The organism is Streptomyces sp. NPDC006368 (genome assembly GCF_040612535.1).
Taxonomy (GTDB): domain Bacteria; phylum Actinomycetota; class Actinomycetes; order Streptomycetales; family Streptomycetaceae; genus Streptomyces.
Map to the genome: position 1 here is coordinate 24259 of NZ_JBEXQK010000015.1, position 26648 is coordinate 50906.

The 26648-nt window shown below is 70.8% G+C and carries 20 protein-coding genes, 3 tRNA genes and 3 pseudogenes; 11 read left to right on the forward strand and 15 right to left on the reverse strand.

The window, feature by feature from the left end; translation table 11 throughout:
• Positions 1-114: 114 nt before the first annotated feature.
• The 5 genes from ABZZ38_RS14190 to ABZZ38_RS14210 form a co-directional block, all read right to left on the reverse strand.
• Positions 115-981 carry an amidohydrolase family protein gene (locus tag ABZZ38_RS14190; protein ID WP_356739417.1) on the reverse strand — a complete coding sequence of 289 codons (867 nt, stop codon included), beginning with the start codon at positions 979-981 and terminating at the stop codon, positions 115-117.
• Between the two features lie 43 nt (positions 982-1024).
• Positions 1025-1873: a DUF2797 domain-containing protein gene (locus ABZZ38_RS14195; RefSeq protein ID WP_356739241.1), complete on the reverse strand. Its 849-nt coding sequence runs from the start codon at positions 1871-1873 to the stop codon at positions 1025-1027.
• Positions 1870-2724, reverse strand: coding sequence for a carbon-nitrogen hydrolase family protein (locus tag ABZZ38_RS14200; RefSeq protein WP_356739243.1), 855 nt, complete (start codon positions 2722-2724; stop codon positions 1870-1872). Before ABZZ38_RS14200 ends, ABZZ38_RS14195 begins: the two co-directional genes overlap by 4 nt.
• 275 nt (positions 2725-2999) lie before the next feature.
• Positions 3000-3227: a hypothetical protein gene (locus tag ABZZ38_RS14205; protein ID WP_356739245.1), complete on the reverse strand. Its 228-nt coding sequence runs from the start codon at positions 3225-3227 to the stop codon at positions 3000-3002.
• 26 nt (positions 3228-3253) lie between these two features.
• Complete coding sequence (locus tag ABZZ38_RS14210) at positions 3254-3808, reverse strand: hypothetical protein (protein ID WP_356739247.1); 555 nt, start codon at positions 3806-3808, stop codon at positions 3254-3256.
• A gap of 197 nt (positions 3809-4005) precedes the next feature.
• Between ABZZ38_RS14210 and ABZZ38_RS14215 the strand changes: the two genes are divergently transcribed.
• Positions 4006-4539 carry an NUDIX hydrolase gene (locus ABZZ38_RS14215; protein ID WP_356739249.1) on the forward strand — a complete coding sequence of 178 codons (534 nt, stop codon included), beginning with the start codon at positions 4006-4008 and terminating at the stop codon, positions 4537-4539.
• On the opposite strand, the gene ABZZ38_RS14220 is transcribed toward ABZZ38_RS14215, so the two are convergent.
• The gene (locus tag ABZZ38_RS14220; protein ID WP_356739419.1) at positions 4517-5863 is read right to left on the reverse strand and encodes a hypothetical protein; all 1347 of its coding nucleotides are present in this window, start codon (positions 5861-5863) and stop codon (positions 4517-4519) included. The genes ABZZ38_RS14215 and ABZZ38_RS14220 overlap by 23 nt on opposite strands.
• 323 nt (positions 5864-6186) lie before the next feature.
• Between ABZZ38_RS14220 and ABZZ38_RS14225 the strand changes: the two are divergent.
• The 6 genes and pseudogenes from ABZZ38_RS14225 to ABZZ38_RS14250 all read left to right on the forward strand — a co-directional run bounded on the left by ABZZ38_RS14225 (position 6187) and on the right by ABZZ38_RS14250 (position 9668).
• A pseudogene (locus ABZZ38_RS14225) lies at positions 6187-6512 on the forward strand (hypothetical protein).
• 193 nt (positions 6513-6705) lie between these two features.
• Entirely contained in the window at positions 6706-7830 is a 1125-nt protein-coding gene (locus ABZZ38_RS14230) for a radical SAM protein (protein WP_356739251.1), read from the forward strand.
• Complete coding sequence (locus ABZZ38_RS14235) at positions 7827-7991, forward strand: hypothetical protein (RefSeq protein WP_329873362.1); 165 nt, start codon at positions 7827-7829, stop codon at positions 7989-7991. The genes ABZZ38_RS14230 and ABZZ38_RS14235 overlap by 4 nt, the downstream gene beginning before the upstream one ends.
• A gap of 88 nt (positions 7992-8079) precedes the next feature.
• Positions 8080-8949 (forward strand): GNAT family N-acetyltransferase, encoded by an 870-nt coding sequence (locus tag ABZZ38_RS14240; RefSeq protein ID WP_356739253.1) that lies wholly within the window; start codon positions 8080-8082, stop codon positions 8947-8949.
• 101 nt (positions 8950-9050) lie between these two features.
• Positions 9051-9491 (forward strand): annotated as a pseudogene (locus tag ABZZ38_RS14245) (hypothetical protein); the annotation flags it as partial.
• Positions 9492-9494: 3 nt separating this feature from the next.
• Positions 9495-9668, forward strand: a complete 174-nt coding sequence (locus ABZZ38_RS14250) for a hypothetical protein (RefSeq protein ID WP_356739434.1) — start codon at positions 9495-9497, stop codon at positions 9666-9668.
• A 91-nt stretch (positions 9669-9759) separates the two neighbouring features.
• On the opposite strand, the gene ABZZ38_RS14255 is transcribed toward ABZZ38_RS14250, so the two are convergent.
• Together ABZZ38_RS14255 and ABZZ38_RS14260 are read right to left on the reverse strand one after the other, a co-directional pair.
• Positions 9760-9832: transfer RNA gene (locus ABZZ38_RS14255), tRNA-Arg, on the reverse strand.
• A 241-nt stretch (positions 9833-10073) separates the two neighbouring features.
• Positions 10074-10164 (reverse strand) — tRNA-Ser (locus ABZZ38_RS14260).
• Positions 10165-10379: 215 nt separating this feature from the next.
• Between ABZZ38_RS14260 and ABZZ38_RS14265 the strand changes: the two genes are divergently transcribed.
• A complete protein-coding gene (locus ABZZ38_RS14265) occupies positions 10380-10844 on the forward strand; it encodes an SSI family serine proteinase inhibitor (protein ID WP_356739255.1) in 465 nt (154 codons plus the stop codon).
• A 193-nt stretch (positions 10845-11037) separates the two neighbouring features.
• On the forward strand, positions 11038-14664 hold the full coding sequence (locus ABZZ38_RS14270; RefSeq protein WP_356739257.1) for a PAS domain-containing protein: 3627 nt from the start codon (positions 11038-11040) through the stop codon (positions 14662-14664).
• Between the two features lie 50 nt (positions 14665-14714).
• On the opposite strand, the gene ABZZ38_RS14275 is transcribed toward ABZZ38_RS14270, so the two are convergent.
• From ABZZ38_RS14275 to ABZZ38_RS14295, 5 genes are all read right to left on the reverse strand, one after another.
• Complete coding sequence (locus ABZZ38_RS14275) at positions 14715-16361, reverse strand: long-chain fatty acid--CoA ligase (protein WP_356739259.1); 1647 nt, start codon at positions 16359-16361, stop codon at positions 14715-14717.
• Positions 16362-16461: 100 nt separating this feature from the next.
• Entirely contained in the window at positions 16462-17025 is a 564-nt protein-coding gene (locus ABZZ38_RS14280; protein ID WP_356739261.1) for a SigE family RNA polymerase sigma factor, read from the reverse strand.
• 768 nt (positions 17026-17793) lie between these two features.
• Positions 17794-17878 (reverse strand) — tRNA-Ser (locus tag ABZZ38_RS14285).
• A 186-nt stretch (positions 17879-18064) separates the two neighbouring features.
• Complete coding sequence (locus ABZZ38_RS14290) at positions 18065-18634, reverse strand: hypothetical protein (RefSeq protein ID WP_356739421.1); 570 nt, start codon at positions 18632-18634, stop codon at positions 18065-18067.
• Positions 18635-19126: 492 nt separating this feature from the next.
• Positions 19127-23128 (reverse strand): hypothetical protein, encoded by a 4002-nt coding sequence (locus ABZZ38_RS14295; protein ID WP_356739263.1) that lies wholly within the window; start codon positions 23126-23128, stop codon positions 19127-19129.
• Positions 23129-23752: 624 nt separating this feature from the next.
• Here ABZZ38_RS14295 and ABZZ38_RS14300 point away from each other — a divergent pair.
• The gene (locus tag ABZZ38_RS14300; RefSeq protein ID WP_356739266.1) at positions 23753-24676 is read left to right on the forward strand and encodes an FkbM family methyltransferase; all 924 of its coding nucleotides are present in this window, start codon (positions 23753-23755) and stop codon (positions 24674-24676) included.
• Between the two features lie 59 nt (positions 24677-24735).
• Positions 24736-24915, forward strand: a pseudogene (locus tag ABZZ38_RS14305) (GntR family transcriptional regulator); the annotation flags it as partial.
• 16 nt (positions 24916-24931) lie between these two features.
• Here ABZZ38_RS14305 and ABZZ38_RS14310 read toward each other — a convergent pair.
• On the reverse strand, positions 24932-25690 hold the full coding sequence (locus ABZZ38_RS14310; RefSeq protein WP_356739268.1) for a glycosyltransferase family 2 protein: 759 nt from the start codon (positions 25688-25690) through the stop codon (positions 24932-24934).
• 8 nt (positions 25691-25698) lie between these two features.
• A complete protein-coding gene (locus tag ABZZ38_RS14315; protein ID WP_356739423.1) occupies positions 25699-26487 on the reverse strand; it encodes a GntR family transcriptional regulator in 789 nt (262 codons plus the stop codon).
• Between the last annotated feature and the right edge of the window lie 161 nt (positions 26488-26648).

The window sequence follows — 26648 nt, forward strand, 5'->3', positions numbered from 1 at the left end:
CCGGCTCTGAGAGGACCCTTGCGCGTCCCTGTGAAACACCTGAGAAAACATCCGCCGGCGATCGCCGACAGCCGCGACAATCGTCCGACGACGGGCGCGGCCGTCCACGGCGGGCTACGGGAACAGCCGGGCCCCGTTGTCGTGGCACACCGCCCGCAGCCACTCCTCCCCGAGCCCGAGCCGCTCCAGCGCCTCCAGCTGATGCGCGTACGCGTACGGGATGTTGGGGAAGTCGGTCCCGAGCAGGATCCGCTCCCCCAACTCCAGCAGCCGCCCGCGCTCGCCGGCCGGGAAGGGCGTGAAACGCTCACCGAAGTCGGTGAACGCCATCGTCGTATCCAGCCGCACCTCCCCGTACCGCTCGGCGAGGTCCAGGAAGTCCGTGTACTCCGGCATCCCCATGTGCGCGACGATCAGCCGCAGCCGCGGATGCCGGGCGAGCAGCCGCGCGACCGGCTCCGGCCCGGTGTACGCGCCGGGCGCGGGCCCGGACCCGCAGTGCATGACGACGGGCACGCCGGCCTCGGCCAGCAGACCCCAGGCGCCGTCCAGCAGCGGGTCGTTCGGGTCGTACGCCCCCACCTGCACATGCGCCTTGAACACGCGCGCACCGCCCTCGACCGCCTCCCGCACGTACCGTTCGACGCCCTCCTCGGGGAAGAGCGTCGCCGTCCGCAGGCACCCCTCGACCCGCGCGGCGAACTCCGCGGCCCAGCCGTTGAGCCACTCCGCCATGCCGGCCTTGTGCGGATAGAGCATCGAGGTGAAGCGCACCACGCCGAACTCCCGCAGCAGCTCGACACGCCGCTCCTCCTCCTCGCGGTACGCGATCGGCCACGGGACCCCGGTCAGCGGACCGACGGAGTCGAAGTACGCCCACACCTTGCGCAGGACGCGCTCGGGCATGAAGTGCGTGTGCACGTCGACGAGCCCGGGCAGCCCGAGCCGCGCCCAGAACGCCCTGACGGCCGCCGCCTCCACCCCGCCGCCAGGTCCGGGCCCGGCCTCACCGCCGGGCGACCGCTCAGAAAAGCCCACCCTGTGCCCCCTTCTCCCCGCGTACCACGGGAACCGTGACGCCCTCGCCGCCCGCGACCAGGTCCCAGCCCTTGAGCAGCCGCGTGTCGAGCACGAGCCGCCGCCCCCCGGAGTCGACCAGGTGCACATCGGGCCCGGCAACCCCGGCGACCACGCCACGCACGTCCCCGCCCGCCACCAGCTCACGCACCACCCCGTCGATCCCGTCCACGCCCTCCAGCCCGAACACGCCCACGTGGTCGACGACCCGCGCCTCCATCCGCTCCAGCGTCTCCTCCCACCCGGGCACCCCCAGGGTCCGCCGGTACAGCGCCTCCACCTCCGCCGCCCGCTCCCGCACGCCCGGCAGAGCCACGCGAGCCGCGCGCTTCGCGGCGTACGGAATCCGGTCGGGCACCCCCAGCGCCGTACCGAGCACCCCCTCCGTACGCCGTGCCGCCATCAACGGCCCGCGCCCGAGCCAGGTGAACGCCACGGCCCCCTGCTCCAGCAACCGCGCGTCGCCCCGCTCCTCCGCCGTGATGCCGACCTTGACCATCCCCGGCCCGAACCAGGCGAGGTACACCCGGTACGTACGGGGGTCGTCCGCCACCGTGTCCGCCGCCACCGAGTGCGCCCGCTCCAGCCGCGCGCACTCCGGGCACAGCCCTCCCGTACTGCGCCCGGTCACGAGCGCCCCCAGCGCACACGGATTCCCCCGCGCCCCCGCGCACCGCCGCTCCCCGACGGCCCGGAACCCGATCTCCCGTCCGTACGCCAGCGGGCTCACGCGCCCCCGCTCCCAGGCGAGCACGGGCCGGCCGTCCCGCCAGCGCAGCCCCAGAGCCCGCGTCACAGGCGGTACCGCGTGCGCGGCGCCGACGAGGTGTCCCGCAGATCGCGCACCATGGTGTGCGCCGCGCGGGCCGCCCGCAGGACGTCCGGAGAGAGGTCCGCGAAGACCAGTTGCCGCTTGTCCGGCCCGGCCTCCACCACCAGCCGCCCGTCCGGACCCCATACGGCACTGCCGCCACAGGTGTGCCAGCCGCCCGTGTGGCCCACGTGGTTGGCGAGTACCGCGTACATGGTGTTGTCGAAGGCCCGCGCGGGGAACCACATCCGCGACTCGTGGTGGCCCTTGCCGACGCCGAACAGCGCCCCGACCAGGTACGCGTGGCACCCGTCGAGCACGGCGCCCCTGGCGTGCTCCGGGAAGCCCGCGTCGTAACAGACCCCGAGCCCGAGCCGCCACCCGTCCACCTCGACGGTGCAGCCGGCCTCCCCGTGCCGGTACACCTCCCGCTCGGCCGCGAACAGCGTCTGCTTGTCGTACCGCCCCGCGAGCCGCCCGTCCCCGTCGATCACCAGGGCCGACACGTACAGCCCCACCCCGTCGTGGACGGCGGCCCCCACCACCGCGACGACCCCGCTCTCCCGGCACGCCTCCTGAACGCCCCTGAGCCGCCCGTCCTCCACCTGAACGGCGCAGCGCTCCGGCTCGGCCGCGATCAGCCCCGGTTCGTACCCGGTGAGGAACTTCTCCGGAAAGACGACAACCCGCGCCCCACCCTCGGCGGCCTCCCGCACCATGGCGGCGACGACCCCGGCATTGGCCTCCACATCCCCCGCCACCGGACACGCCTGCGCGGCGGCAACACGGAGGACGCGGGAGGGCAATTGTTCGGTCGGCGATTGTTCAGTCCACATGATCCGTGAACCTAGCAACGCCGCCACACAACACCAGAGGCCCCCGGATCTCTCCGGGGGCCTCTGGTCTGCTGTGCACTCGGCAGGATTCGAACCTGCAACCTTCTGATCCGTAGGATCGGGCGGGCGGTTGGGCGGGGGCTCCGCCTTCCTCTCAGCTGATCGCTGGCGGTCGTGATCAACGGCTTCTGTGTGCCGTCGTTGCCGTCAGGGTTGCCGTCAGCTCGGATCAGTGGCACCGGCTCGCAGCGTAGGCGATCACCGCGACGCCGAGCCTAGGCCGCCAAGGTGGTGGGCCTGGCTGTCCGCTCCAGTTCCTTGAAGATGACATTGAGCACTTCGAGTTCCTCACCGGTGAACAGGTCGTCGGGGCCGCCGGGGGCAAGATCGGCGAACGAGTCCTCGTAGAGGTCGCCCAGCCCCAGAATTCCACGCTTGGCCACCGTATCGATGATCAACGTCAGGAAGTCGAGCTGGCGGGAGTGAGCTGCTTCCCCGCGCAAAAGGCCTCGAACGCCTTCTGCGCGGCCTACCGATCCAGCCCGCACAGCCCGCGCACGAACAGGCCGAGGCCGCCGGAAGACCGCACCTCGTCGAGATCCTCCGGGGAAGCGATGGCCTCTGTGAGAAAGATCTCCTCCAGATCCGCGAGATCGAGCTCAGTGATCTGCTCGTTGAGACGCAGTTTGCGCACCACGGGCTGGTCCTCGTGGCGCAGGAGGTAGGCCCTGGCCTTCTGCTTGAAGCGCTGCTCGTCCGTGCCCTGGGGCATCCCCTGAATCTCGGCCTCGGTGATGTCGCCGAGCGTGTCGGCGAAGTCGGTGTAGACGACGTTCCGCTTGATCTTGGGGTCGGTGAGCCGGGCGAGCCGACGCATACGGCGACGCATGTCCTCCAGCATCGGGAGTGTCACGTCGTTCCACCACTCCTCGCCCGCCACCGCTTCCAGCAGCTCGGCCTGTTCGCCGACCGCCGGGATGTTGGTCTTGGTGAGCAGGTTGGAGGCGATGTCCTGGATCTTCGTGCGCAGCTTGGCGAAGTCCTTGCCGCCTTCCAGCGCGGCGAGCTGGAGACCGTACGCCATCAGGTCGAACCGCTTCGCCTCCTCGCCCGTCTCCTCATCGTCCGGGCGGAGCGAGGCCGAGCTGGATACCGGTTTGCCACCTCTCCTGTAGTAGGGATGACCTCCTCTATTGGTCAGATTGACACTAAGTCGCCGAACTCCGCTGTCCTCGAGGCTCGTTCTGCGATGCTGGAGGTCGATCGAGAGGGGCCGCAGCGATGCAGTGGAAGATCCACGGGGAACGTCCGATCTACGAGAACAGCTGGGTGAACCTGTGGCTCACCGACGTCGAGACGCCGGACGGGAACCGCTGGGAGCACCACGTCGTCAAGCTCCGGCACCTAGCCGTGGCCGCCGTCGTCAACGACCGGCGTGAAGTTCTGATGATGTGGCGGCACCGCTTCATCACGAACGCCTGGGCGTGGGAGCTGCCCATGGGTCTGGTCGAGGAGGGCGAGACGCCGGCCGAAGCTGCGGCCCGTGAGGTCCTGGAGGAGACTGGCTGGCGGCCTGGTCCGATCAAGCCGCTGATCTATGCCGAGCCGGCCAACGGCATCACCGACTCCCAGCACCACGTCTTCCGGGCCGACGGGGCGACGTACGAGGGTCCGCCGACAGAGAAGAACGAGTCGGACCGGATCGAGTGGATCCCGCTGGCCGACGTGCGGGGCATGATCGACCGGCGCGAGATCGTCAGCAGCGGCTCCCTCGTCGGGTTGCTCTACGTGCTCATGGACGAGGCGATCCGCTGATCTGACGGGGCAGCACTTCCCGGAGCCGGGATTCGAAGGCCACTGCGGCCGGTTCGCGGCGGAAGGGTTCCAGCTGCTCGTAGAACTCCCGTAGGTGGCCGGCGACTCGTTGCGAGCTGACGGCCGCCGCCGGGGCCAAGGCGTCCATGGCCGTGTGGCACGCCTCGTCGAGTTTGCCGCGCTGGAGCTGGGTGCGGGCGAGCCAGAAGGCGTGGAAGGCACGGCCCCGGTGGTTCGATGCGTGCTCGCGGCGTAGCGCGTCCGCGATGAGGGGTTCGGCGAGGGCGGCTTCGCCCAGGCGGCCGTGCGCGATACCGGTGTCCACGATCAGCTTCGGCTCGTCGAAGTAGGCGACCCAGGCCGGGTCCGGATCACCGGTGCTGATCCGTCCGAAGTGGGTGTGGGCTTCCGAGATCGCGGTGTGGGTCGCACCGTGGTTGCCGAGCGTGGCGTGGGCGAAGGCTTCGCGCATCGCGAGCATGGCCAGCACGCGCGGTGTCGTCCCCGCGGCCGTTCGGGCCTGGTCCTGGGCGGCTGTGACGAGTGCGAGGGCGTCGCCGGGCTTGTCCTGGTAGGTGGCCTGGAGGCTCATGCAGGCGAGGACGTTGGCCATGAACTGGCGGTCGTCGATGGCCTTGGCCAGACCGAGGGATTCGGTGAAGTAGGCGCGTGCCTGGTTGTACTGGCGGGCGTCGAAGTAGGTCCATCCGGTGAGCCGGGCCAGCTCGGCCGCGATGCTGTGCAGGCCGTCCCGCAGAGGATCCGGACGCTGCTCCTTGAGGAGATCGACGACGTAGCGGAGCTGGCCGACGACCGCTGGCCGTAAGGTCTCGCCACCGTGCTCGTCGTCCCGGCGCCAGTAGTCCGCGATCGACGAATGCAGCGCGTCCAGCGTCGAGGCGCTGAGATCCCGCTCGGCTGCCAGGGCGAGGATGCTGTCGACGTCCGCCCCCGGTAGTCCGGCGGCCAGTGGTTCGACGGCTGAGGTCGGCACCTCGGCCGGTTCGCGGGGCGTGACCGTCAGGCTGGGTGGCGTCTCCCAAGAGCGTCGGGCGAGGCCGAGCATGTGTCCGGGAATGCGCAATCCGTCCGAGATCCGCTCGATCACGTCCATGTGCAGCAGCTGTCGCCGTCCGGCGATTACCTCACCCACGCGGCTCGGGGTCAGGTCGCAGCGTCGCGCGATCATTGATGGATAGATGCCTGCTCGTGCCTTGACCAGCTGAAAGATGCGGCCGAAGTCTCTGGCCTGGCATGCCTTGATCATCACTGGGTCCGTGAGCAGGCTGACCGGGAGTTCCTTCGAGCGAGACGGCTCGGGCAGCGGGCACGCTCCGGCATGAGGACTACGGATCGCTGCACTTGGTCAACCGAGGGTGATGTTACCCAAGTTGGGTAATCCGCTTGGCCTTTCTGGCCGGGTCCGTGGATCGCGATGCTCCTGGCCATGGCGAACAGACAGGACGACGTACGGATGACGTTGCGCGTCTCCCGCGACTCCGGCCAGACGTGGGGGCCTCTCACGGAGGTACGCGTGGGCGAGGACCCTGTGGTTCCGGAGAATCCGGGTCGCTACCCGCCCTGCGTCTGCCCCCGCTGCTCGCAGCAGGCCCGGAATGCCATCGGGTCCTTCCGGATGGTGTCGTGATGCGGTGTGTGCACTGGCGTCGGGTGCCCCTCAACCTGGCACGGGATGCGCGGGAGAGGTCGGCCGCCCCGTACATCGGCAGGGCCGTGCAGTGTCAGCTGTCCGCGCACGACGAGGGTGAGCACTTCGGTCTCCTCACCGACGCCGGAGCGTACGGGACCGCGCTGTGGCTCCGCTGCACGGGGTGGACGAGGCGGAACTTGTCGTGCTGCCGGACTGCCCGGTGGCCGCCCCGGGTCCTGACGGTGAGGGCTGCTGTCTGTTCGCCGACCACGCCATGCAGCACACCTGGGACGCCCTGGAGGAAGTCTCGTGCACCAGCTGATCGTGAGCCCGCACAAGACCCGGCCCCCTCGCTCGCCTCGCAACGAACAGTGTGGGGACTGCGGTGGCAGCGGCGCCAACTCGTCCGGCAAGACCTGCGGCACCTGTAACGGACTGGGCAAGATCTACTGCCTTGCCGGCCACCAGGAGTCCCGTGTGCTGTCCCGCTCTGTGATCCGGAAGGAGGGCCACCGATGGCCCACGCTTTGATCGCCTCACCGTTCCTCGACGGACACCTTCTCCTCAAGCCGGGAGCAAGGGCCGGCGCCCGAATCTCGGCCGACCACTTCGAGGGCCTGCGCCAGGCCGCTGCCGACGGTGAGTCGCTTCCCGCCTGGGCGGTGCAGGCCGCCGCCGACGTGTGGGGCCTGGACCTGGGCGGCCAACCCGTGCAGGGCACGGTGCTGGTGCGCGAGCCGTCCGCGTACGGCTACTGCCGGGCCTCCTGGGAGATCAACCTCGGCTGTAACTTCGGCTGCAAGCACTGCTACCTCGGCGAGCGCCCGTTCTCTGGCCTCGGCTGGGAGGACAAGGTGCGGCTGCTGGACATCATGCGCGAGGCCGGTGTTCTCTGGCTCCAGATCACCGGCGGCGAGCCCACCATGGATCCCCACTTTCAAGGTGCCTACCGGTACGCCTGGCAGGCCGGGATGATGCTCACCCTCTCCACCAACGGCTCGCTGCTCTGGCGACCGGACCTCCTCAAGCTCTTCCGGGACTGCCCGCCGTACCGCCTGGTGGTCAGCATGTACGGGGCGAGTGAGGAGTCCTTCGACACGCTCACCCAGCGCCGCGGGGCGTGGAAGGCGTTCCGGCGCGGCATGGACGCCGCCCGTGAGGCGGGTCTGCCGCTGCGCATCAACGTCGTGGTGACCGAGGACAACGCCTCCGAGGCCGACGAGATGGCCGCCCTCGCCGACGAGTGGAACGTCGAGAACCACGCCTACACGAACATGACGCCCACTATCTACGGCGGCGGAGAGCCGCTGCTCGCCCAGTCCGCCGCCCACCTGCGGCAGCGCAAGCCGTTCGCTGGCTGCAACGCGGGACACACCTTCTTCCACGCCGACCCCCACGCCAAGGTCTCGATCTGCAAGGTCGGCCGCGACGACCAGATCGACCTCATGGCCGAAGGCATCGACGGCCTCACCCGGCTCGGCGCCATCGCCGACCGCCTCATGCTTCGCACCGGAGGGTGCGAGGGCTGCGCCCTGTCCGGCACCTGCCGGGTCTGCCGCCCCCTGGCCAAGCACTACCAGGAGGCCAAGGCGCCGCTGCACAGCTACTGCCAGCACGGAGACAAGGAGAACGCCTCATGACCCCGCCCGTACCGGTGACCATCCTGCCCAGCCCGCCGACCTCGGCCCGCCGCGCCGCCCCGCCCGTCGCGACCGCGTCGATCACCGCCGTCCAGGACCTCGACGTGATCGTGGAGAGCGCGGAGTGCTCCTGCGACGCCGGGGACGACAACCCCCACTGACCGAGACGAACCGGTCAACTCCGTTCAGGCCCCGGCGTACTCGCGTCGGGGCCTGAGCCCTGGTTGGCTCACCGTTAGGGTGCCGCTCATGTTCTTCCGCTGGGACTGGCTCCGGCCCCAACTGACCGCGCCGATCGTGCCGACTCTCGGTCCTGTCCACCCCGACGCCCTGACCGTCGGGATCTTTGAGGACGTCCTGCGAGCGGCCGACACTGGTGGCTTCCTGCCCTACGACAAGGACCGGCGCTGGGGCGGCGAGAAGGACGAGAAAGTCCTTCGCGAGGACGTGGTGCATCAGCCTGAGCGCACCCTCATCCCCACCCTGACCCGGCACGGACGCGGCACTGTGAAGGTCTTCGCCTACGGGTTCCCCGACGACGTCGTGGATGAGGCCGCCGAGCTAGCCGCGAAGCTCGCCGCCGGGTACGACGTGGTCAACGCCCGGGTCGTACGCCCCCTCGGCCCCAAGACCCCCCACCCGCGCGGCACCCGCATCCAGCTCAAGGACTTCACCGGCGGCCCCTGCCCCGACCCCGGCGGCCCGGTCCGTCCCGTCACCGACTGGCCGGCCGCTGTGCAGGGAACCTTCGCGCCGTTCGCCGCGGCGATGGCCGCCGACGGCCTGGCCTTCCTCCACACGCAGATGCAGGCCGGCCGGCGGTGCGGCCCGGTCCTCACCGCCACCGTCGACGGCCGCATCGTGGGCGCGATCGGCCCCATGGAGATCCAACCCGACGCCATCGGACGCCCCCAGCTCATGCCCCAATACTTCGCCGTCCTGCCCGAGGCCCGAGGCCAGGGGCTCGGACGCGTCCTGTGGCGGGCCGCTATGCACTGGGGCCAGAGCCGCGGCGCCGCCTACCAACTCCTCCAGACCGAGGTCGACGGCCCCTCCGACCGCCTGTGCCGGGCCGAAGGACTCACCCCCCTCGGCTTCACCCACACCACATCGGCATAGCTCCAGGCCGCGCCGCCTTCTCTGGTCAGCTGACCCGTGCCGTTGGCGACCTCAGCCACAGAATCAGCCACGCCGGCGGGTGTGCCGAACAAGCACCCGCCATGTGTGTCTCCAGCAACCACCCACCGGCCCCAGCCACGCTTCCCCAATCCGTCACGGTCTCGGCCACGTTGCAGTCTGAGCGCTGCCACCAGCCCCGCCTGGCGGATAGGCAGGAGGCCAGCCACCGGGAACGGCTGGTTGAACGGCAATCCGCAGTGACCGATGCGGACTTGGAGGGCGCCGCGCTCCTTCCGGCCGTGCTCACCGTGGGGTGGCTGGCAAGGCGTCCAGCAGATCGCCGACCAGAAGGCCGCGGGCCACAACTGGAAGGGGACGGGGAAGGGCCTCGTCTTCACGACGAAGAACGGGACTCCCATCGAGCCCCGCAACCTGAATCGGCCTTCGAGGCCCTGTCCGCCCGCGCCGGCGTCCGCAAGGTCCGCTTCCACGACCTGCGCCACACGTGCGCGTCCCTGCTCCACGAACAGGGCGCCGACGCCCTCATGATCATGGAAGTTCTGGGCCACAGCTCCATCCGCGTGACCATGGACATCTACACCTTCGTGCGGCTGGACTCCCAGCGCTCCGCCTTCGACCGCGTCGGGGACGCGCTGAGGGGTGACGGCAACGGGCCGGACGATGACGACGGCGCGGCCGGTGTCTTCGTAGCCGTCTGATCGGCTCGCAGAGGCGGTTGCCGTCACACACTGCCGTCAAGGCAAAAGCCAGAGGCCCTCAAGATCTCTCCTGAGGGCCTCCGGCCTGCTGTGCACTCGGCAGGATTCGAACCTGCAACCTTCTGATCCGTAGTCAGATGCTCTATCCGTTAAGCTACGAGTGCTTGTGCTTCCCGGGCTTTTCTGCCCGGTCGGCGTTGCGGGAACAACATTACATGACCTGCGCCGTCACGCGAAATCCGTTACCCGCGCCCCCTCTGACCTGCGAAAACACCGCCGGACAAGATCCAGAGCCAGTGGGAGGGGGTCGCCGGGAGGCGACAGGAGCGGCCCGGGATCAGCCGCGAACCGACCACCGGAACGGCCGAAGCCCCGGCCGTGGGGCCGGGGCTTCGGGTGGTGCGGCGGAGGCGGAGGGATTTGAACCCTCGATGGGCTTTAAGACCCAAACCGCATTAGCAGTGCGGCGCCATAGACCGGACTAGGCGACGCCTCCAGTGCATACCCGCGCGGGCGCGAGTGGTGCGTGCAGATGATGACACAGTCGCAGGGGGTGTCACCAATCGGTCCCCACGGTACTAGGCGTGCGGGGCGCAGAGCAAAGGCTTTCGGGTTGCGCAACGCGCGGGGCGGTGCAGCGTTAGTGAGGTGAGGGATGCCGGATCCCCGGACGTCCCGACGGTTTCGTGGTTCCGCACCCCTGGAGTTCGTATGCTGCGCCGTCTCGTCCTCACCACCGCCGCGTCCATCGCCGCCCTCGCCGCCGCCGCGCCCGCCGCCCTCGCCGGTACGACCGGGCCCGTCGTGCCGGAGCTTCCCTCGCTGCCGCTGTTCGCGGCGACCGACTCCCTGACCGTGACGGTGTCCGGCTCGGGGGATCCGACCAAGGACGGGACGTTCGACCTGGAGTGCGGGACGCGGACGGCCACCGGCAACCACCCGAAGGTGCAGGGCTCCTGCGACCGGCTGGAGCAGCTGTCGCAGGAGGGCAAGGACCCCTTCGCCCCCGTGGGCGGCGACCAGCTGTGCACCATGCAGCACGGCGGTGACGCGACCGCGCACATCACGGGGACGTGGCGCGGTCAGCGGGTCGACGCCCACTTCGAACGGACCAACGGATGCGAGATCGCGCGCTGGGACACCCTGGAGCCGGTACTGCCGTCTGCGAGGGCATAGTCCCTGCTCGCCGGGGTTCCCCGGGGTCCCCCGACGGGCTGCCCGGGGCGCCCTCGGCTGAAATGCGCACACAACCTTCGCCGAGGGGTCCCGCTCATCCGCCGTCGCGCCCGTAGCGCCTGCCTTTAGACTCCCTCCAGTGACAGACCCCGGCCCGAGGGGTGGCAGTAGGTCAGTGGGAGGAAGCGTCGTCGTGAGCAGCAGGCCATCCCGAGGCGCTGCTCGCCTCGCAGCCATACTCGACGCGCTGCCGGACGGGCTCGTCCTCGTCAACGCGAACGGCACGGTCGTCAACGCCAACACCATCGCCCTGGAGATGTTCGAGTCTCCCGGTACGGCGCTGGTGGGACGGGGCCTGCTCGATCTGCTGCCGGTCTTCGACTCACGGCTCATCCCCGGCTCGATGCGTCGCCCGGAGGTCGCCGACGAGCGCGGGCGCACCAAGCCGGCCCGGATGATCGCGCGGCGTACGGACGGGAGCGAGTTCCCGGTCGAGGTGACCAGCGCGAGCCTGGAGGACGGACGCGAGGCGTACGACTCGTACGGAGCCGGTGGGAATCCCTTCACGGGTGACGAGCTCCTCATGCTCGTCGTGCGCGATCTGTCCGGCACCCTCGACACCGAGGCCGAACTCGCGCGCTCCCAGCGGCAGACCGAGATGATCCTGCGCGCCGCCTCCGAGGGTGTCGTGGGCACGGACACCGACGGGCGGATCGTGCTTGTCAACCCCGCCGCCGCGCAGATCCTCGGATGGCGCGCCAGCGACCTCGGCGGCAAGGAGCTGCACCCGCTGATGCTGCACTCGCGTGCGGACGGCGAGCCGTTCCCGTACGACGAGTCGCCGCTCGCCGACACGCTGCGCTCCGGCCGCAAGCACCGGGTGCGCGGGCAGGTGGTGTGGGCGAAGGACGGCTCGCCGGTACCGGTGGACCTGACGACGGCGCCGGTACGGGACGGGGACCAGCTCGTCGGCGCGGTGATGACCTTCACCGACCGGCGGCCCTACGAGGAGCTCGTCGGGCAGCACACGGCGGAGGTCGCCGCGCTGACCGAGCGGCATGCCACGGAGCTGGCCGACCGGAGCGAGCGGCACGCCGTCGAGGTCGAGCAGCGCGAGGAGCGGTACGCGGCGCTGGCCGCGCGCCACGCCCAGCTGACCGCCGTGCTCGGTGAGTCGCTGCGCGGTCCGCTGGAGGAGCTCCGCGCCGAGCTGGGCACGCTCGCCGCCGACCCGGCGGGGCAGCTGTGGCCCGAGGCCAACCAGATCCTCCACCATCTGGCGGCCGGCTACGCCCGGATGACGACGCTCGTCGACAACGTCCTCGGCTACCAGCGGCTCGATGTGGGCCAGGAGCGGCTGCACAAGACCAAGGCGCTCCTCGACGGGATCGTCGCGGCCGGCGTCGAGGGCGCGGTGGAGCTCATCGGACCGGGCCGGGTGCAGTTCGCCGTGCACGCGCCGCCGATCGAGGCCGAGGTGGACGGCGTACGGCTCTCGACGGCGCTCGCGCACCTGATCGCGGACGTGGCCGGGGTCGACTCGACCGGCAAGACCCGGACGGTCCCGGGCAGCGGATACGTGGATTCGACGATCGTCGTCGCCGCCGCCCAGCGCGGTGACGTCGTACGGATCGAGGTGCGCGGGCCGTACGCCGGGGGCGACCCGGTGCACGAGCCGATCGTGCGCGGGATCGTCCGGGCGCACGGCGGTGTGCTCCAGACGCACGAAGTACCGGGGATGACCGGGCACGCGTACGTACTCGAGGTGCCGCTGGGGCAGGGCGCCGGGACGGTGAAGCCGACCCCCTCCCCGGTCCTGGCCCCGGACACGGCCGCCCAGGCCGCTGCTCCGGCCCGGGTCCCAGGGGCGGCTCCTGTGCCGGACGCCGTGGCTCCGGTCGTGCCCGCGCAGCAGAGCGGGGACACCTCCGGGGGCGGGACCTCCGGGGGCGGGCGGCGGCGGGCGCGGCGCGCTTCGACGGACGCGTTCCTGGACAGCCCGGTACAGGTCGAGGACCCCGTGGCCGCCAAGCCGACCGGGCGGCGGCGCGGGCGGCCGAGCCCGGCGGAGATCGCGGCGGTCGAGGCCCCGGCCGAGGGCTCGGTCATGACGGCCGCCGAAAGTGCTCAGGGGCGCGCGGCACGCGGACAGACGGTGCCGCCGCAGGGGGTGCCCGCGGACGCGGCGCACGCCTCCGTGGCGGTGCCGGCGAGCGGGCTTCCCGCGCTGACCGCCGCCGCGGCGCCTTCGGGTGCCGAGGTGGAGCCGACCGGACGGCGCGCCCGACGGGCGCTCGGCGCGGCGCAGGAGCGCCCCGCGCCCGCCGAGGGCGGGCGTACGGCGTTCGCGCTGCCGCCCGCGCAGGCGGACCGGCGGGACGGTGGGGACGAGGGGCGCCACGACGCCGTACGCACCGCGCCGGACGCCGACCACACGCCGCCCCAGCCGCATCCCGTACAGCCGTCGGCGCCCGTGCCGGGTCCTGCGCCCGCGCCCGCGCCGGCGACCCCGCCCACCGCCGGGCCCGCCGCCCCGCCCACGGGGCGGCGGCGGGCGGCCCAGGAGACGACCGCCGGGACCGGGACCGGGACCGGATCCGTACCGCTTCCGCCGGAGATGCCGCCGGTGACGCCCGTGGCGCCGACGGCACCGGTGGCACCGGCGCCCCCCGCGCCCGCGTCTCCCGCGCCCTCCGCGTCTCCCACACCGCCGCACGGCACCGGAGCCGGCACCGCGTCCGCGGCGGGTGAGGAGACGAGCTCCTCCACGCAGGGCCAGGGGCGGGCGTTCAACGTGCGCACCCTGGGTCAGGGCGTGCCGTTCGCGCAGCAGATCGCCCAGCAGCAGGCGCCGAGCCCCTCCGGGCGGCGGCGCAAGCTGGCCACACCGCCCGCGGAGGGCGAGCGCCCCGTACCGGAGACGGCCACCGCCCGGCCGCTCCCGCAGTCGCGGCTGTCCCCGCAGACGGAGGGGCGGGCCTACGAGATAGGAGCGCCGGACGAGGACGCGGCCGAGGGTCCGGAGCCGCTGGACGGCCCGGGCGGCGCGGTCGAGGTCACCAACCAGCCCGCGCCGCAGCCCGTGGACGACGAGCTGCCGCCCGAGCCGCTGGACAATCCCCGCCGCCTGCTGGTGTGGCCCGCGCCGGACGTCTCCACGCAGCAGGCGCTGAGCGAACGCGGCTACCGGCCGGTCATCGTGCACTCGCGCGAGGAGGTCGACGCGCAGATCGCCGCGTTCCCGGCGGCGCTGTTCGTGGACCCGCTGACCGGGCCGATCACGCGCAAGGCCCTCCAGTCGCTGCGCCAGGCCGCGGTGGCGGCCGAGGTGCCGGTGCTGCTGGCGGCGGGCCTGGGGCAGGCCACGCGGGAGGCCGCGTACGGCGCCGATCCGGCCGTACTGCTCAAGGCGCTGGCGCCGCGGGACAGTGAACAGCATCCGTCGCGGGTGCTGCTGATCGAGGAGCACGAGGAGATCGCGCTGGCGCTGACGGCGGCCCTGGAGCGGCGCGGGATGCAGGTGGCGCGGGCGGCGACGGACAGCGAGGCGGTCACGCTGGCCGCGCAGACGCGGCCGAACCTGGTGGTGATGGACCTGATGCAGGTACGTCGCCGGCGCGCGGGGATCATCGACTGGCTGCGGGCGAACGGTCAGCTGAACCGTACGCCGCTGGTCGTGTACACCTCGGCGAGCCTGGACGAGACCGAGCTGCCGAAGCTGTCGTCGGGCGAGACGGTGCTGTTCCTGGCGGAGCGGTCGACGAGCGCCGAGGTGCAGTCGCGGATCGTGGATCTGCTGGCGAAGATCGGCACGAACTAGGACACGGCGAGGGGCGCCCCCGCGTCGCGGGAGCGCCCCTGCCCACGGTGTCAGAGCTGGGTCACATCCAGCTCACCGGCCGCGTACTGGCGGCGGATGACCTTCTTGTCGAACTTGCCCACGCTCGTCTTCGGGACGGCCGGGACGACCGCCCAGCGCTCGGGCAGCTGCCACTTGGCGATCGACTGGGCGAGGAACGCGCGCAGCGTCTCGTAGTCGGCCGTCGCACCCTCCTTCAGCACGACGGTGGCCAGGGGCCGTTCGCCCCACTTGTCGTCCGGGACGGCGACGACGGCCGCCTCGGCGACCTCGGGGTGGGCCATCAGGGCGTTCTCCAGCTCGACCGAGGAGATCCACTCGCCGCCCGACTTGATGACGTCCTTGGCGCGGTCGGTGAGGGTGAGGAAGCCGTCCGGGCTGATCACGCCGACGTCACCGGTCTTCAGCCAGCCGTCCTCGCTGAACTTGTCGGCGGGGCGGAGCGGCTCGCCGGCCGCGCCGCCGTAGTAGGCGCCGGCGATCCACGGGCCGCGCACCTCCAGCTCGCCGGCCGACTCGCCGTCCCAGGGCAGGAAGTCCCCGCCGGGGCCGACGAGCCGCGCTTCGACCCCGGCGGGGAAGCGGCCCTGGGTGATGCGGTACGGCCACTCCTGCTCGGCCGTCAGGCCGGCGGGCGGGTTGGCCATGGAGCCGAGCGGTGACGTCTCGGTCATGCCCCAGGCGTGACAGAGGCGGACGCCCAGCTTGTCGTACGCCTCCATGAGGGAGGGCGGGCAGGCGGCGCCGCCGATGGTGACGCGGGCCATGGAGGACAGGTCGCGCGGGTTGGCGGTGACCTCCGCGAGGAGGCCCTGCCAGATGGTGGGGACGGCGGCGGCGTGCGTGGGCTTCTCGCGCTCGATCATCTCGGCGAGCGGGGCGGGCTGCAGGAAGCGGTCGGGCATGAGCATGTTGATGCCGGTCATGAACGTGGCGTGCGGCAGACCCCAGGCGTTCACGTGGAACTGGGGCACGACCACCAGGGTCGTGTCCTTGTCCGTGAGCCCCATCGACTCGGCCATGTTGACCTGCATGGAGTGCAGGTAGATGGACCGGTGGGAGTAGACGACGCCCTTGGGGTCACCGGTGGTGCCAGAGGTGTAGCACATGGCGGCGGCGGAGCGTTCGTCGAGCTCCGGCCAGTCGAAGGTGGTGGGGCGGCCGGCGATCAACTCCTCGTAGTCGTGGACCTGGGGCGCGGCGCCGTCGAGGAGGGAGCGGTCGCCGGGGCCGGCGACGACGACGTGCTCCAGGGTGGGGAGGTGCGGGAGGAGCGGGGCGAGCAGCGGGAGGAGCGTGCCGTTGACGATGACGACGCGGTCTTCGGCGTGGTTGACGATCCAGATCAACTGCTCGGCGGGGAGGCGGAGGTTGAGGGTGTGGAGCACGGCACCCATGGAGGGGATCGCCAGATATGCCTCGACATGTTCCGAGTTGTTCCACATGAGCGTGGCGATCCGCTCGTCACCGGTCACGCCGAGTTCGTCGCGCAGGGCGTTCGCCAGCCGGGTCGCGCGGGCGCCGGCCTCCGCGAAGCTGCGGCGATGCGGCTCGGCCTCGCCCGTCCAGGTGGTGATCTGCGACTGACCGTGGATCGTCATCCCGTGGTGCAGGATGCGGGTCACCGTCAGTGGTACGTCCTGCATGGTGCTCAGCACGGCGTCCTCCCGTGGGCGCTACGTGGCAGTAAGGGTGTGCAGATTCTGCGCACATACCACGCGGTATGTCACTACCCGGGAGTACATCGCGCGCCGCCGATCACCGAGTGTGGGTCAGCTCCGAGTCCTCGCGGAGCTTGCCCAGCGCCCGGGAGACGGCACTCTTGACCGTGCCGACGGAGACCCCGAGCACCTCGGCCGTCTGGGCCTCGCTGAGGTCCTCGTAGTACCGCAGGACGACCATGGCCCGCTGGCGGTCGGGCAACCGCATGACCGCACGCCACATCGCGTCGCGCAGCCCCTGCTGCTCGGCCGGGTCGGGCGCGGGCACCCCGCCGACCGGCTCGGGCAGCTCCTCGCAGGCGAACTCGTCGACCTTGCGCTTGCGCCACTGCGAGGTGCGGGTGTTCACCAGCGCGCGGCGCACATAGCCGTCGAGCGCGCGGTGGTCCTCGATCCGCTCCCAGGCGACGTACGTCTTGGTGAGGGCGGTCTGCAACAGGTCCTCGGCGTCGCTCGGATTCGCGGTCAGCGACCGGGCGGTCCGCAGCAGCACGGGCCCCCGTGCCCGTACGTACGACGAGAACGACGGATATCCGGTGCGGACGGCCACGGTGGCGGCTGTGGAGGCTCCGGTGCAGACGGGTCGAGGAGTCGCGGTCATGGGTCCACGCTAGGTTCGCGCCCTCCCCCGGGGGATCGCCCCCAGGTCCCGAACCCGGCTCCGTCTCAGGTTGTAGGGACGCCCCCGCCGCCACCTCCTGGAGGTGGAGGAGGCCGTCCGGGCGCTCGGGGTCGAGCCGGTCGCGGCCGATCCCCGGCGGGGGCCGCCTCCCGCCCCTGGGCCACGAGGCGAGCGGGTACGGCGTGCCGGGATCGAGGCGGATCGTGGGGTGTGGTCCACCCAGGGTCCACGGGCCGCCCCGTTCGCGGAAGCGCAAGCCGACGCCATCACGGACGACATGCACGCCATCGCCGACGCACTCACCATGGCGTAGTCGAGGGCCAGCGGGGACGCGTTACAGATTTCTCCACCTCATCAAGGCGGCTCGCTCCGCTCGCCGCGCGCGGTCCCCGGCTCGCCGCCGGCCGCGCGGTTGGGCGAGCACGCCAGATGCAAGACCGGTAGCCCGCGGTGGCTGGGGCCGGTCCGCTCCACGTCTTTAGGCAGCCACCATGGGGCGAGCCTCGAAGATCATGGCCCCGACGTCGTGCTTTACCGGGCAGGTTCACAGACTGCCCGACGCGCCGGGCCACGGCGCGACCTGTATGCCCTTCAGGGACTGATCCCAGTAGAGCCACGGATAGAAGGCGCCGTGCCCTTCCCGTGCCCGATCGTGCGGTAAGCACCGGGGAACGACGGGCAGCCACGGGCAGCTCACAGCACGAAGCCCCCTGACCGGTTTACCTGGTCAGGGGGCTTCGACATGCGCGGTGGGTGTGGGATTTGAACCCACGGTGACTCGCGCCACGACGGTTTTCAAGACCGTTCCCTTAGGCCGCTCGGGCAACCCACCTCTGCCCCGCTTCACCTGCTGCGGGGCGGGCTACAGCCTACCGGCTGGGCGCTTCGGAGGTGGAGGGCCGGCCACACGATGGCCGCCGACCACCGCACTGGCCGCCGGAGCGGGTCGAGGCCTGCGACCACGGCCTCGCATCCGGGTGCCGTGGGCGAGTCCCTCTCCCGACCCCACGGGGTCGGGTCACGTGGCCGTGCGGTCGTCCTCGCGGCGCGCGGCGGGCAGCAGAAGGTCCCGCTCGGGATGCTTCTCCCCGGAGAGCCTGCCGTCGACCCCGAGGTCGACGCGCGCCTCCTCATGGAAGTTGTTGATCGCCCGGAAGGCCGCGCGGTTCCGCTCGCGCCAGTCCTCCAGGGTGCCGTCGACCTTGCCGGTGGCCTGCCAGTCGACCTGGAGAGCCACTGCGTTCAGCTCGTGAGCCGCCTCCACCACATCGTCGCCGGCGAGGAGCATGATCCGCTCGAAGGCCCGGCCACGAAGCCGGCCGGCCTCCGACATCTCCGCGAGCATCTCCTGATCGGTCCTGTCCCGCTCGCGCAGACCTTCCCGGCACTCGTAGAGGTGGACGGCCAGGAAGATGCAGGCACGGACACTGTCGACATAACCCTCATACGCTTCGAGCTTCTTGCCGTCCCAGCGGGTCACCAACTCGTGCTTCTTGCGCTGCCGCTCCATCGCGTACGTCGTCAGGTGCGTGGTGAGCGCGCCCAGCAACACCGCGGCGATCGTGACCCATTGCTCGGTGCTCCCCATGCGTCCCCCGGACACGAAGTCATCTTGATGTCCAAAGGATCTCAGGAGCGAGAGGCGCCTTCCACGCCCGCGGACCGGGGCATGGACTGAAACATGGGAGGCGCCACAGCCACAGCGCCTCGTTCACCCAGTCGGGGCCCTGTGACGCCGTGACCGCTGTGCCAGCCCCTGTTTCCGCCCGACTCCCGCACGCGGAGACCGCCGCATCCCCCATGAGCACGTGATCCACAAGAATGGGACGGAGTTTCGGGGCGTCAGGAAATGGAAACGCCCGACCGCTGGCGACGGGGGATGCACCAGCGATCGGGCTGCGGCCAAGACTAACAAGGCTGCTTGTGCGGCGGGAGCCGATTGCTCAGCCACAACGTCCTGTGATCAGGATCACGCGCTCGGCCCGCAGGGATAAAACGCGGAACCGAGGGCACTGCAGAGCTGACCGGAGCCACCCCGCCCGGCGACCGGGGACATGACGTCGGCTGAGCAGAGGCCCTGTTACTGATCGCACGGAGGCTCGTACGACAGACGGGGCAGATACTCGCGCCATTTTTCCGGCGTCAGAACACCCCGCGTGGTCGAGCAAATGCGACGAATGGCCTCGTCGACGTCCAGATTCCACAGCCGGACGGTATCGGTCCCGCTCGACACTCCGAGCATGTGGTTTTTCGGGCTGAACGACAAGAAATTGCCTGTCTTGGCGTTGGGGCTCATCGATTGACCGATCGGAGCGGCCTCGGACGGGACGGTGACGTCCCAGAGCCGGACCGTGTTGTCGTTGCCACCGCTCGCCAGAGTGCTGCCGTCCGGGCTGAACGTCAGCGACACGACCGCTTCGGTGTGGCCGGTGAGGGGAGAGCCCAACCGGGTCGCCTCGCGGGAATCGGTGACGTTCCAGAGTCGGACCGTGTTGTCGTCGCTGCCGCTGGCCAATGTCCGGCCGTCCGGACTGAAGGCGAGCGCGTTGATGGGACCGAGGTGTCCCGTGAGCGGCGCGCCGAGTTGGGCGGCGTGACGGGGGTCGGCCACGTTCCAGAGCCGGACGGTGTCGTCCGCGCTGCCGCTGGCGAGAGTGCGGCTGTCCGGGCTGAACACGAGGGCGTTGACGTACCCCTTGTGGCCGATGAGCGGAGCGCCAAGCGGAAGCAGGTGGGATGGATCGCTGACGTTCCACAACTGTATGGTGCGGTCGTCATGGGCGGTTGCCAGCATGCGGCCATCCTGGCTGAACGCCAGCGCGCCCGGCCCGGCGAACCGTGTTCGCAGCGAGACGGGCGGCCCATGGGGGACAGGCCGAGTCGGCTCGGTGACATTCCACAGCTGCACTGCGCGGCTTCCCGTCAACACCGCGAGTGTGTGCCCGTCGGGGGAGACCGCCAGCGAACGCACGTCACCCTTCCCGGGCATGAACGGTTTGCCCAGCGGCACGGGCCGCTTGGGGGTCTCCACGTTCCACAGCCGAACCCGTCCGTCGCGCGCAGCTGTGGCGAGCACCCGCCCGTCCGGGCGGAACGCTCCGATTCGGCCGATCATGTCCGATGTCGGTATCGACCACAGGCGGACCTTGTTGTCGCCGTTCCCGGTGGCGAGGGTTCGGCCATCGGGGCTGAAGCCCAAGGCGTACATCTCGCCGCTGCTCCCCGCGAGTGGCTCGCCGACCTGCGACGGGTAGGCCGGATCGCTGACGTTCCAGAGGCTTGCCGTGCTGTCGGCGCTGCCGGCGGCGAGCATGGTTCCATCGGGGCTGAAGGCCACGGACCATATGCGACCGGTGTGGCCGGTGAGCGGCGCGCCGAGCGGTACCGCGTGAGATGGATCGGCCACGTTCCAGAGCCGGATGGTGTCGTCCCCGCTTCCGCTGGCGAGCGTGCGGCCATCGGGGCTGAAGGCCACGGAGTGCACCGTGCCCGCGTGGCCGGTCAGCACCGTGTCGATCGGCGTCGGGCGATGCGGATCGGCCATGTCCCACAGCCTGATCGTGTCATCGTCACCACCGGCTGCCAGCGTCCGTCCGTCGGGGCTGAACGCCACGGAGCGCACGGCGTCGGTGTGGCCGGTCAAGGCGCCGAGCGCCTTGGGACGGCGCGGGTCGTCCACGTCCCACAGCCGAACGGTGCGATCTTCACCGGCGGAGGCCAGAGTGTGCCCGTCCGGGCTGAAAGCGAGCAGATAGATCGTGCCGTCGTGGCCGGTCAAGGGCGCGCCGAGCGGCTGCGGGTGGCTGGGATCCCGCACGTCCCACAGCCTGACCGTGCCGTCGTCCGAAGCGCTGGCAAGGGTGCGGCCGTCCGGGCTGAATACCGCGCTGCTCACCCAACTCGTGTGGCCGGCGAGGGGCTTGCCCAGTGGTTCCGGGCGGGACGGATCTGTCACGTCCCATAGGCGAACGGTCCGGTCGTAGCTGGCGGTGGCCAAGACCCGCCCGTTCGGGCTGAACGAGGTGAGGTAGACAGCGCCGGTGTGGCCAAGAAGCGGCGTGGCCAGCGGCGAGTTCACAATCGAGATCAATCGATTGCTCGTACCTTCGTCGTCCGGCCGCAAGCGGCGGGCCACCAGGTCGAGTTGTGCGGACAACGACGGGTCCGTGTACTGGACGCGATCGGCTTCGGCGACGACCTGCGCGAAGACGGCGTCGTCCCGCTGCTGCCACGCGACCACCGCCGAACCGACGGCCAGCACCACCAGGACGACCAGAGCCGACACCGCACCACGGCTGAGCCAGACCGTGCGCCTGCGCAGCCTGACCGAAGCAGCCAGGAATTCCACCGCGCTCCGGGTCAGACTGGCGTCACCGGCACATGTGGCCCAGGTGTGGGCCTGCTCCAGACGCGAACCCCGGTAGAGCAGTGACGTGTCGCGGTTGGCGCCTTCCCAGGCCCTGCCGTCCTCCTCCAGTCGCTGGCGCAGCAGGTTTCCGTTCCTGTCCTCGTCGATCCAGTCGCGCAGGCGCGGCCAGGCGTGGAGCAGCGCTTCATGGGTGATCTCCACGGTCTCGGCGTCGAGTGTCACCAAGCGGGCGTGAACCAGTGCTTCGAGTGATTCCTCCGTCTTGTCGGGGTCCCTCGACTCCTCCGCCAGTTGGCGCCGCGTGCCCCGCCGACGGGTGGCCTGGGTGTCTTCGCCCAGCCTGACCAGCCTGAGGAGGAGCAGTCTCGCGGCTGTGCGTGCTCCCGGGTCGAGGCTCGACCAGGCCCGCTCGGCGGTTGCCGCCACCGCTCCCTGGATTCCGCCCGCCGCGCGGTAGCCGGCCAGCGTCAGCTTCCCCGCCTTCCGTCGCTGCCAGGTGGCGAGCAGGGCGTGGGAAAGGAGCGGCAGCGCCCCCGCGCCGTGCCCTCCGCGGGGGCCGTCAGCGCTCACTTCCCGGACGATGAGCTCCGCCAGCCCCGGCTCGAGTTCCATACCCACGGCTTTGGCCGGGCCGGTCACCGCTTCGCGGAGCTCCGTGGTGGTCAGTGGCCCGAGCACCATGTGCCGGTGTTGCAGCGCGTCGGCCAGTTCGGGATATCCGAGGCATTGCTCGTAGAAGTCGGCGCGTATGCCGAGGACTACGAGCACGGGGGCTGGGTCACCCGTGTCGGCGGGAGTGCACGCAGCGTGGAGGAACTGGATGAAAGTGCGCCTGTTCGCCTCGCTGGAGCAGAGGGTGAACGCCTCCTCGAACTGATCCACGATGACGACGGGGCGGGCGGAGGACGACGTCCGGCGGTGCGCCCATGCGGTGAAGGCCTCCCTCGCCAGGTGCTCGAATCGCGGAGTACCGGGCTCCTCCGCCGCGGAGACGACGGGCGCCAGCTCAGGAATCCGGTGGATCAGCTCCGCGAGGGGATCGCCTCCCGGCACGAACTGGAGTACCTCCCTCGCCCGGCCGTTCTCGTCGCCCAGTGCGTCGTTCCGCAAGGTGGGCACCAAGCCCGCGTTCAGCAAGGAGGACTTTCCCGCTCCTGAGGCACCCACGAGCATGACCAGGCCACCCGTCTTCTCCGTTGCGCGGAGCTGAGCCACGAGGGCGTCCGTGCTCCGCTCTCGGCCGAAGAACCACCGGGCGTCTTGCTGCCGGTAGGGAGCCAGCCCCCGGTACGGGCACACACCGCCGGGGACGGTCGGGGCGTCGACCTGGGGTCGTTCCTCCTGTTCCGCGGATGTCGGGGCGCGGTCGCCGACGGGATCGGCAACCGCGCGCTCCCACAGGCGCTGCCACTGGGCCAGGTCGTACAGGCCCGTGGATACGGGCTCGGGCCGCGAGCGCCGTGCCTCGGGAATCAGGATCTGCAGCACTGCCGCGAGGGCGGCGAACTGGGCAGGCACGTTCTTGGCCCGTCGCCAGTCGCTGATCCGCTGGGCGGACACCCGCACCGGCCGGCCACGTTCGTCCACCCGCCGAAGCCGGACGACCGCCTCGGCCACGCGCTTGAGGGGAGGGTTGCCTGCCTCCTTGTACAGCAGCGCGAGACGTTCCGCGAAGGCTGTGCGTGCCCCTGAGTCGGAACTCAAGGCCTCCACCCCTTACTTCCCCCGCACCTGGACATCCGGACCGGAAAACTCACCTTATATGGCTGACCTGCGGTTGAGTCGTGGGTTCGCTGCCGGAGCCTCCTCGGTGGAAGCCACGGCTGGCAGGATCTCGACGAAGTAGCGCGTCTACGGGCGTCGGCCAGACAGACCACGGGTCCGGCCCTTACGCGATCCGCTCCGGGGCGGGCCCGGATCGACGCCGCTCGTGTGGTTCGGCACCGGTCCCCACGTGGGGAGGGACCGGTGCCGCACGACACGGCATCCGGAGGGCGCGTAGGTTCGGTACGGGGGCTGTCCGGCGTGGGTGCGATCGCATGCCGTTCGCAACCGGCCAATGTCAGCCGATCACGGCGATGGGCCACGACTGCTTCGGTCGGCCCGCGGAGGGCGCCGGCACAGCGGACGACGCACACGCGGTCGTCCCGTCAAGAAGGAGCGGCCCGCGAAGGGTCCCGGCCCGCTCAGCTGAGGGGCGTCGTACCGACGGGCGCGGACGGTTTCGAACCACCGGCATCTGCTTCGTAAGGGCAGTGGTGGCTGGCCGGGGCTCCCGACAAGGAGAGAGCTCCCGAGCGCTACGGTTTCGGTGAACCCCCGCGGAGAGGCGAGCGCATGAGCACCCCAGTGTCAGAGCTCCTGACCACTCTCGGCCGTGGGTACGTCCGCGATGCTCCCGGCTCGCTCGGCAAGGCCCTGCTCGCCGGCCGGTTCCTCAATCCCCGGCTGCGGGAGCACCCCCGCCGGCGCGTGACCCGTACCGAGTTCGGCGCGCGGGTCGCCGTTGACACCCGGGACCTCATCCAGCGGTACCTCTACCTGTTCGGCGTCTGGGAGCCGAACATGACGGGCTGGCTGCGGCGGCGGTTGCGCCCCGGGGACACGTTCGTCGACGTCGGTGCGAACATCGGCTACTACAGCCTCCTCGCCGCGCGGCTCGTCCGCGACGAAGGCCACGTCATCGCCATCGAGGCGTCCCCGGTGTTCCACCGGCGAGTCCTTCAGCACATCGCGCTCAATGAGTACGGCAACATCCGTGCGATCAACGGCGCCGTGTCGGACACCGACAAGCCTCTGACGTTCGTGCTGGCCAGCTCCTCCAACCTGGGCGCGAACAGCATCGTCCCCTACGAGGGGCCGGCCGAGTCGTCCTTCGAGATCGAGGCCCACCCGCTGCCGGATCTCCTGAGCCCGCGGGAGATCAGCCAAGCACGCGTGATCAAGGTCGACGTCGAAGGCGCGGAGGGGAGCGTCGTGCGGGGGATGGTGCCGATGCTGCCGCTCCTCCGTCCTGACGTGGAGATCACGGTGGAGGTGACCCCGGAGCGGATGGCGCTGCTCGGTGACTCCCCCGACGAGCTTCTGGAGATCATGCGGGACCACGGCTTCCATCCATACCGTCTCGTCAACGACTACACGCCGGAGAGCTACGTGACGGCGCTGCACGGGGCTTCGTCCGTGCCGGAGCGCCTTGTCGGGCCCCTCACGGGCGAGACGGATCTGATCTTCTCCAGGGTCGACGCGGACACCTTGCCCTGACGCCACATGGTCCGGATACCCGCGCATCGGACATCCGGGCCGGGCCATGTCCTCCCCGAGTCAGCCACGCGGCCGAGCAGCCGGAGCCGCGGCCGGCCGGCGCCGAGAAATCATCACTCCTCGGCATGCGGAAGGCCGCCCTGGTCACGCACATCCGACGGACGTGTGACAGCGACCAGGGGCAGCCCGTGGAGACGACGGTCATCGTCGTGCCCGCCGCCCTCTGCGAGATCGTGTACGGGGCCCGGTCGGCGATCAGCGCTCAGCCGGGTAGCGCCACTGAAGGTCCGCGAGAGTCCGTGCCCGCGCCTCCACGATCGCCATACGAGCGTCGCGCTCGGCCGCGTCGGTGTGGGAGGCCTGGCTCGTGGCCTGGCCAGGCCACTTGCGGTACAGCAGGCCCACCTCCGAGGAGAACCAGCCGCGGCTCGTGGCGTTCAACGCCATCAGCAGTCCGGTGTCCTCGGATGCCGGGAGGGCCATCCAGCCGCCCACCGCGAGGAGCAGGTCCCGGCGGATGAAGAGGGTCGCGGGGTGGACCTGGGCGCGGAAACCGTTCGCCTTCCAGTACTCCAGGACGGCGCCGCGCTCGACCGGTCCGGGCTCCGGGTCGCCGGGGAAGCCGACGGTGGAGCCGTCGGGCAACAGGTCGAGCACGCGGGAGGTCGCCCAGCCGATCGACGCGTCCGTTTCGAGCGCGGCCAGGTCGCGGGCAAGCACCCCCGGGGACAACTGGTCGTCGGCATCCAGAACCTTGACGTACTCGCCGTCCGCGTGGGCCATCGCCATCATGCGCGCGACACCCGGACCACCCGGCCGCCCCTGATGGAAAGTCACCCGCTTGTCGTCGGGGACGTGAGGGGCGACCTCGTCGGTCTGGCCGTCCTCCTGGATCACCCAGTGCCACTCCCAGCCGTCGGGGAGTTCCTGCTCACAGATCGACCGGTACGCGTCCGGCAGAAACGGGGCCGACGGGGCGTGGACAGCGGTGACGATGATGACGCGCCGGCTCACGGCGGCACTCACCACCTTTCCAGGTGAGTGGTGAAGAGCAGCTCCGTACGGTCGCCGGGCAGCGTCACGTCGGAGATCTCCGCGGCGCGGTCGTCCGTGTCGTACGAGATCTTGCGGAGGACGATGACCGACGTCCCCGGCGGGAGCTCCAGCTCCTCGGCCTCTTCGGGGGTGGGTGGGCGGGCGGTGACGCGTTCCTCGATGCGGTCCAGCTCGATGCCGAGCGTGAGGAGCTGGTTCTGGGTGCCCCCCGGCCACGGCTCCTTGGTCTCATCGAGGAGATCCGGGTTCTCGGCGACCATGTCGCGGATCAGGTAGGAACTCACCAGGGCGAAGGGGGCGGTCTCCACCGCGTATCGCGTCCGGTAGACCCGCTCGACCAAAGCCGTGCCTTCGGCGACTCCGAACGCCTCGGCCAGGGACTTGTCGGCCTTGGCCTCACCGTAAGAGGCATGGAAGACGAGATCGTTCACCCGAAGCCCGGTGTCGTGCTCCGTGGCACCCGTCTGCAGGCGCTCCTGTTCAGGCTCGCGCGCGCGGTTCTTCTCCCACTGGTGGCGCAGATTCGTGCGGAGCACGCGAGTCCGCGGCTTCCGGACGAAGTTGCCGCGGCCGTGCTGCTTCTCGATCAGCCCTTCGTCCTGGAGTAGACGGAGCGCTTCCCGCACGGTCGGCACGCTGCGCCGGTATCGCGCGGCCATGTCCGTCTCGGCGGGAAGCCGGTCTCCCGGCCCCAGCCGACCTGAGCGGATGGCCTCTCGCAGCTCATCGGCGATCCGCTCGTACGCCTTGGCCATGGGGTGCTCCCCGTTCCGGTGGAGGGACGGCGCCAGCATACGACTCCTCAAGAGGTCTTGACGACCGGAGGGGGGCGGGCCGTACACCCGGCACGTCCCGAGGTCGGGTGCACCACAGGGCGGAGGGGCTGCCGACCTGCTCGGCAGCCCCTCTCACAGCC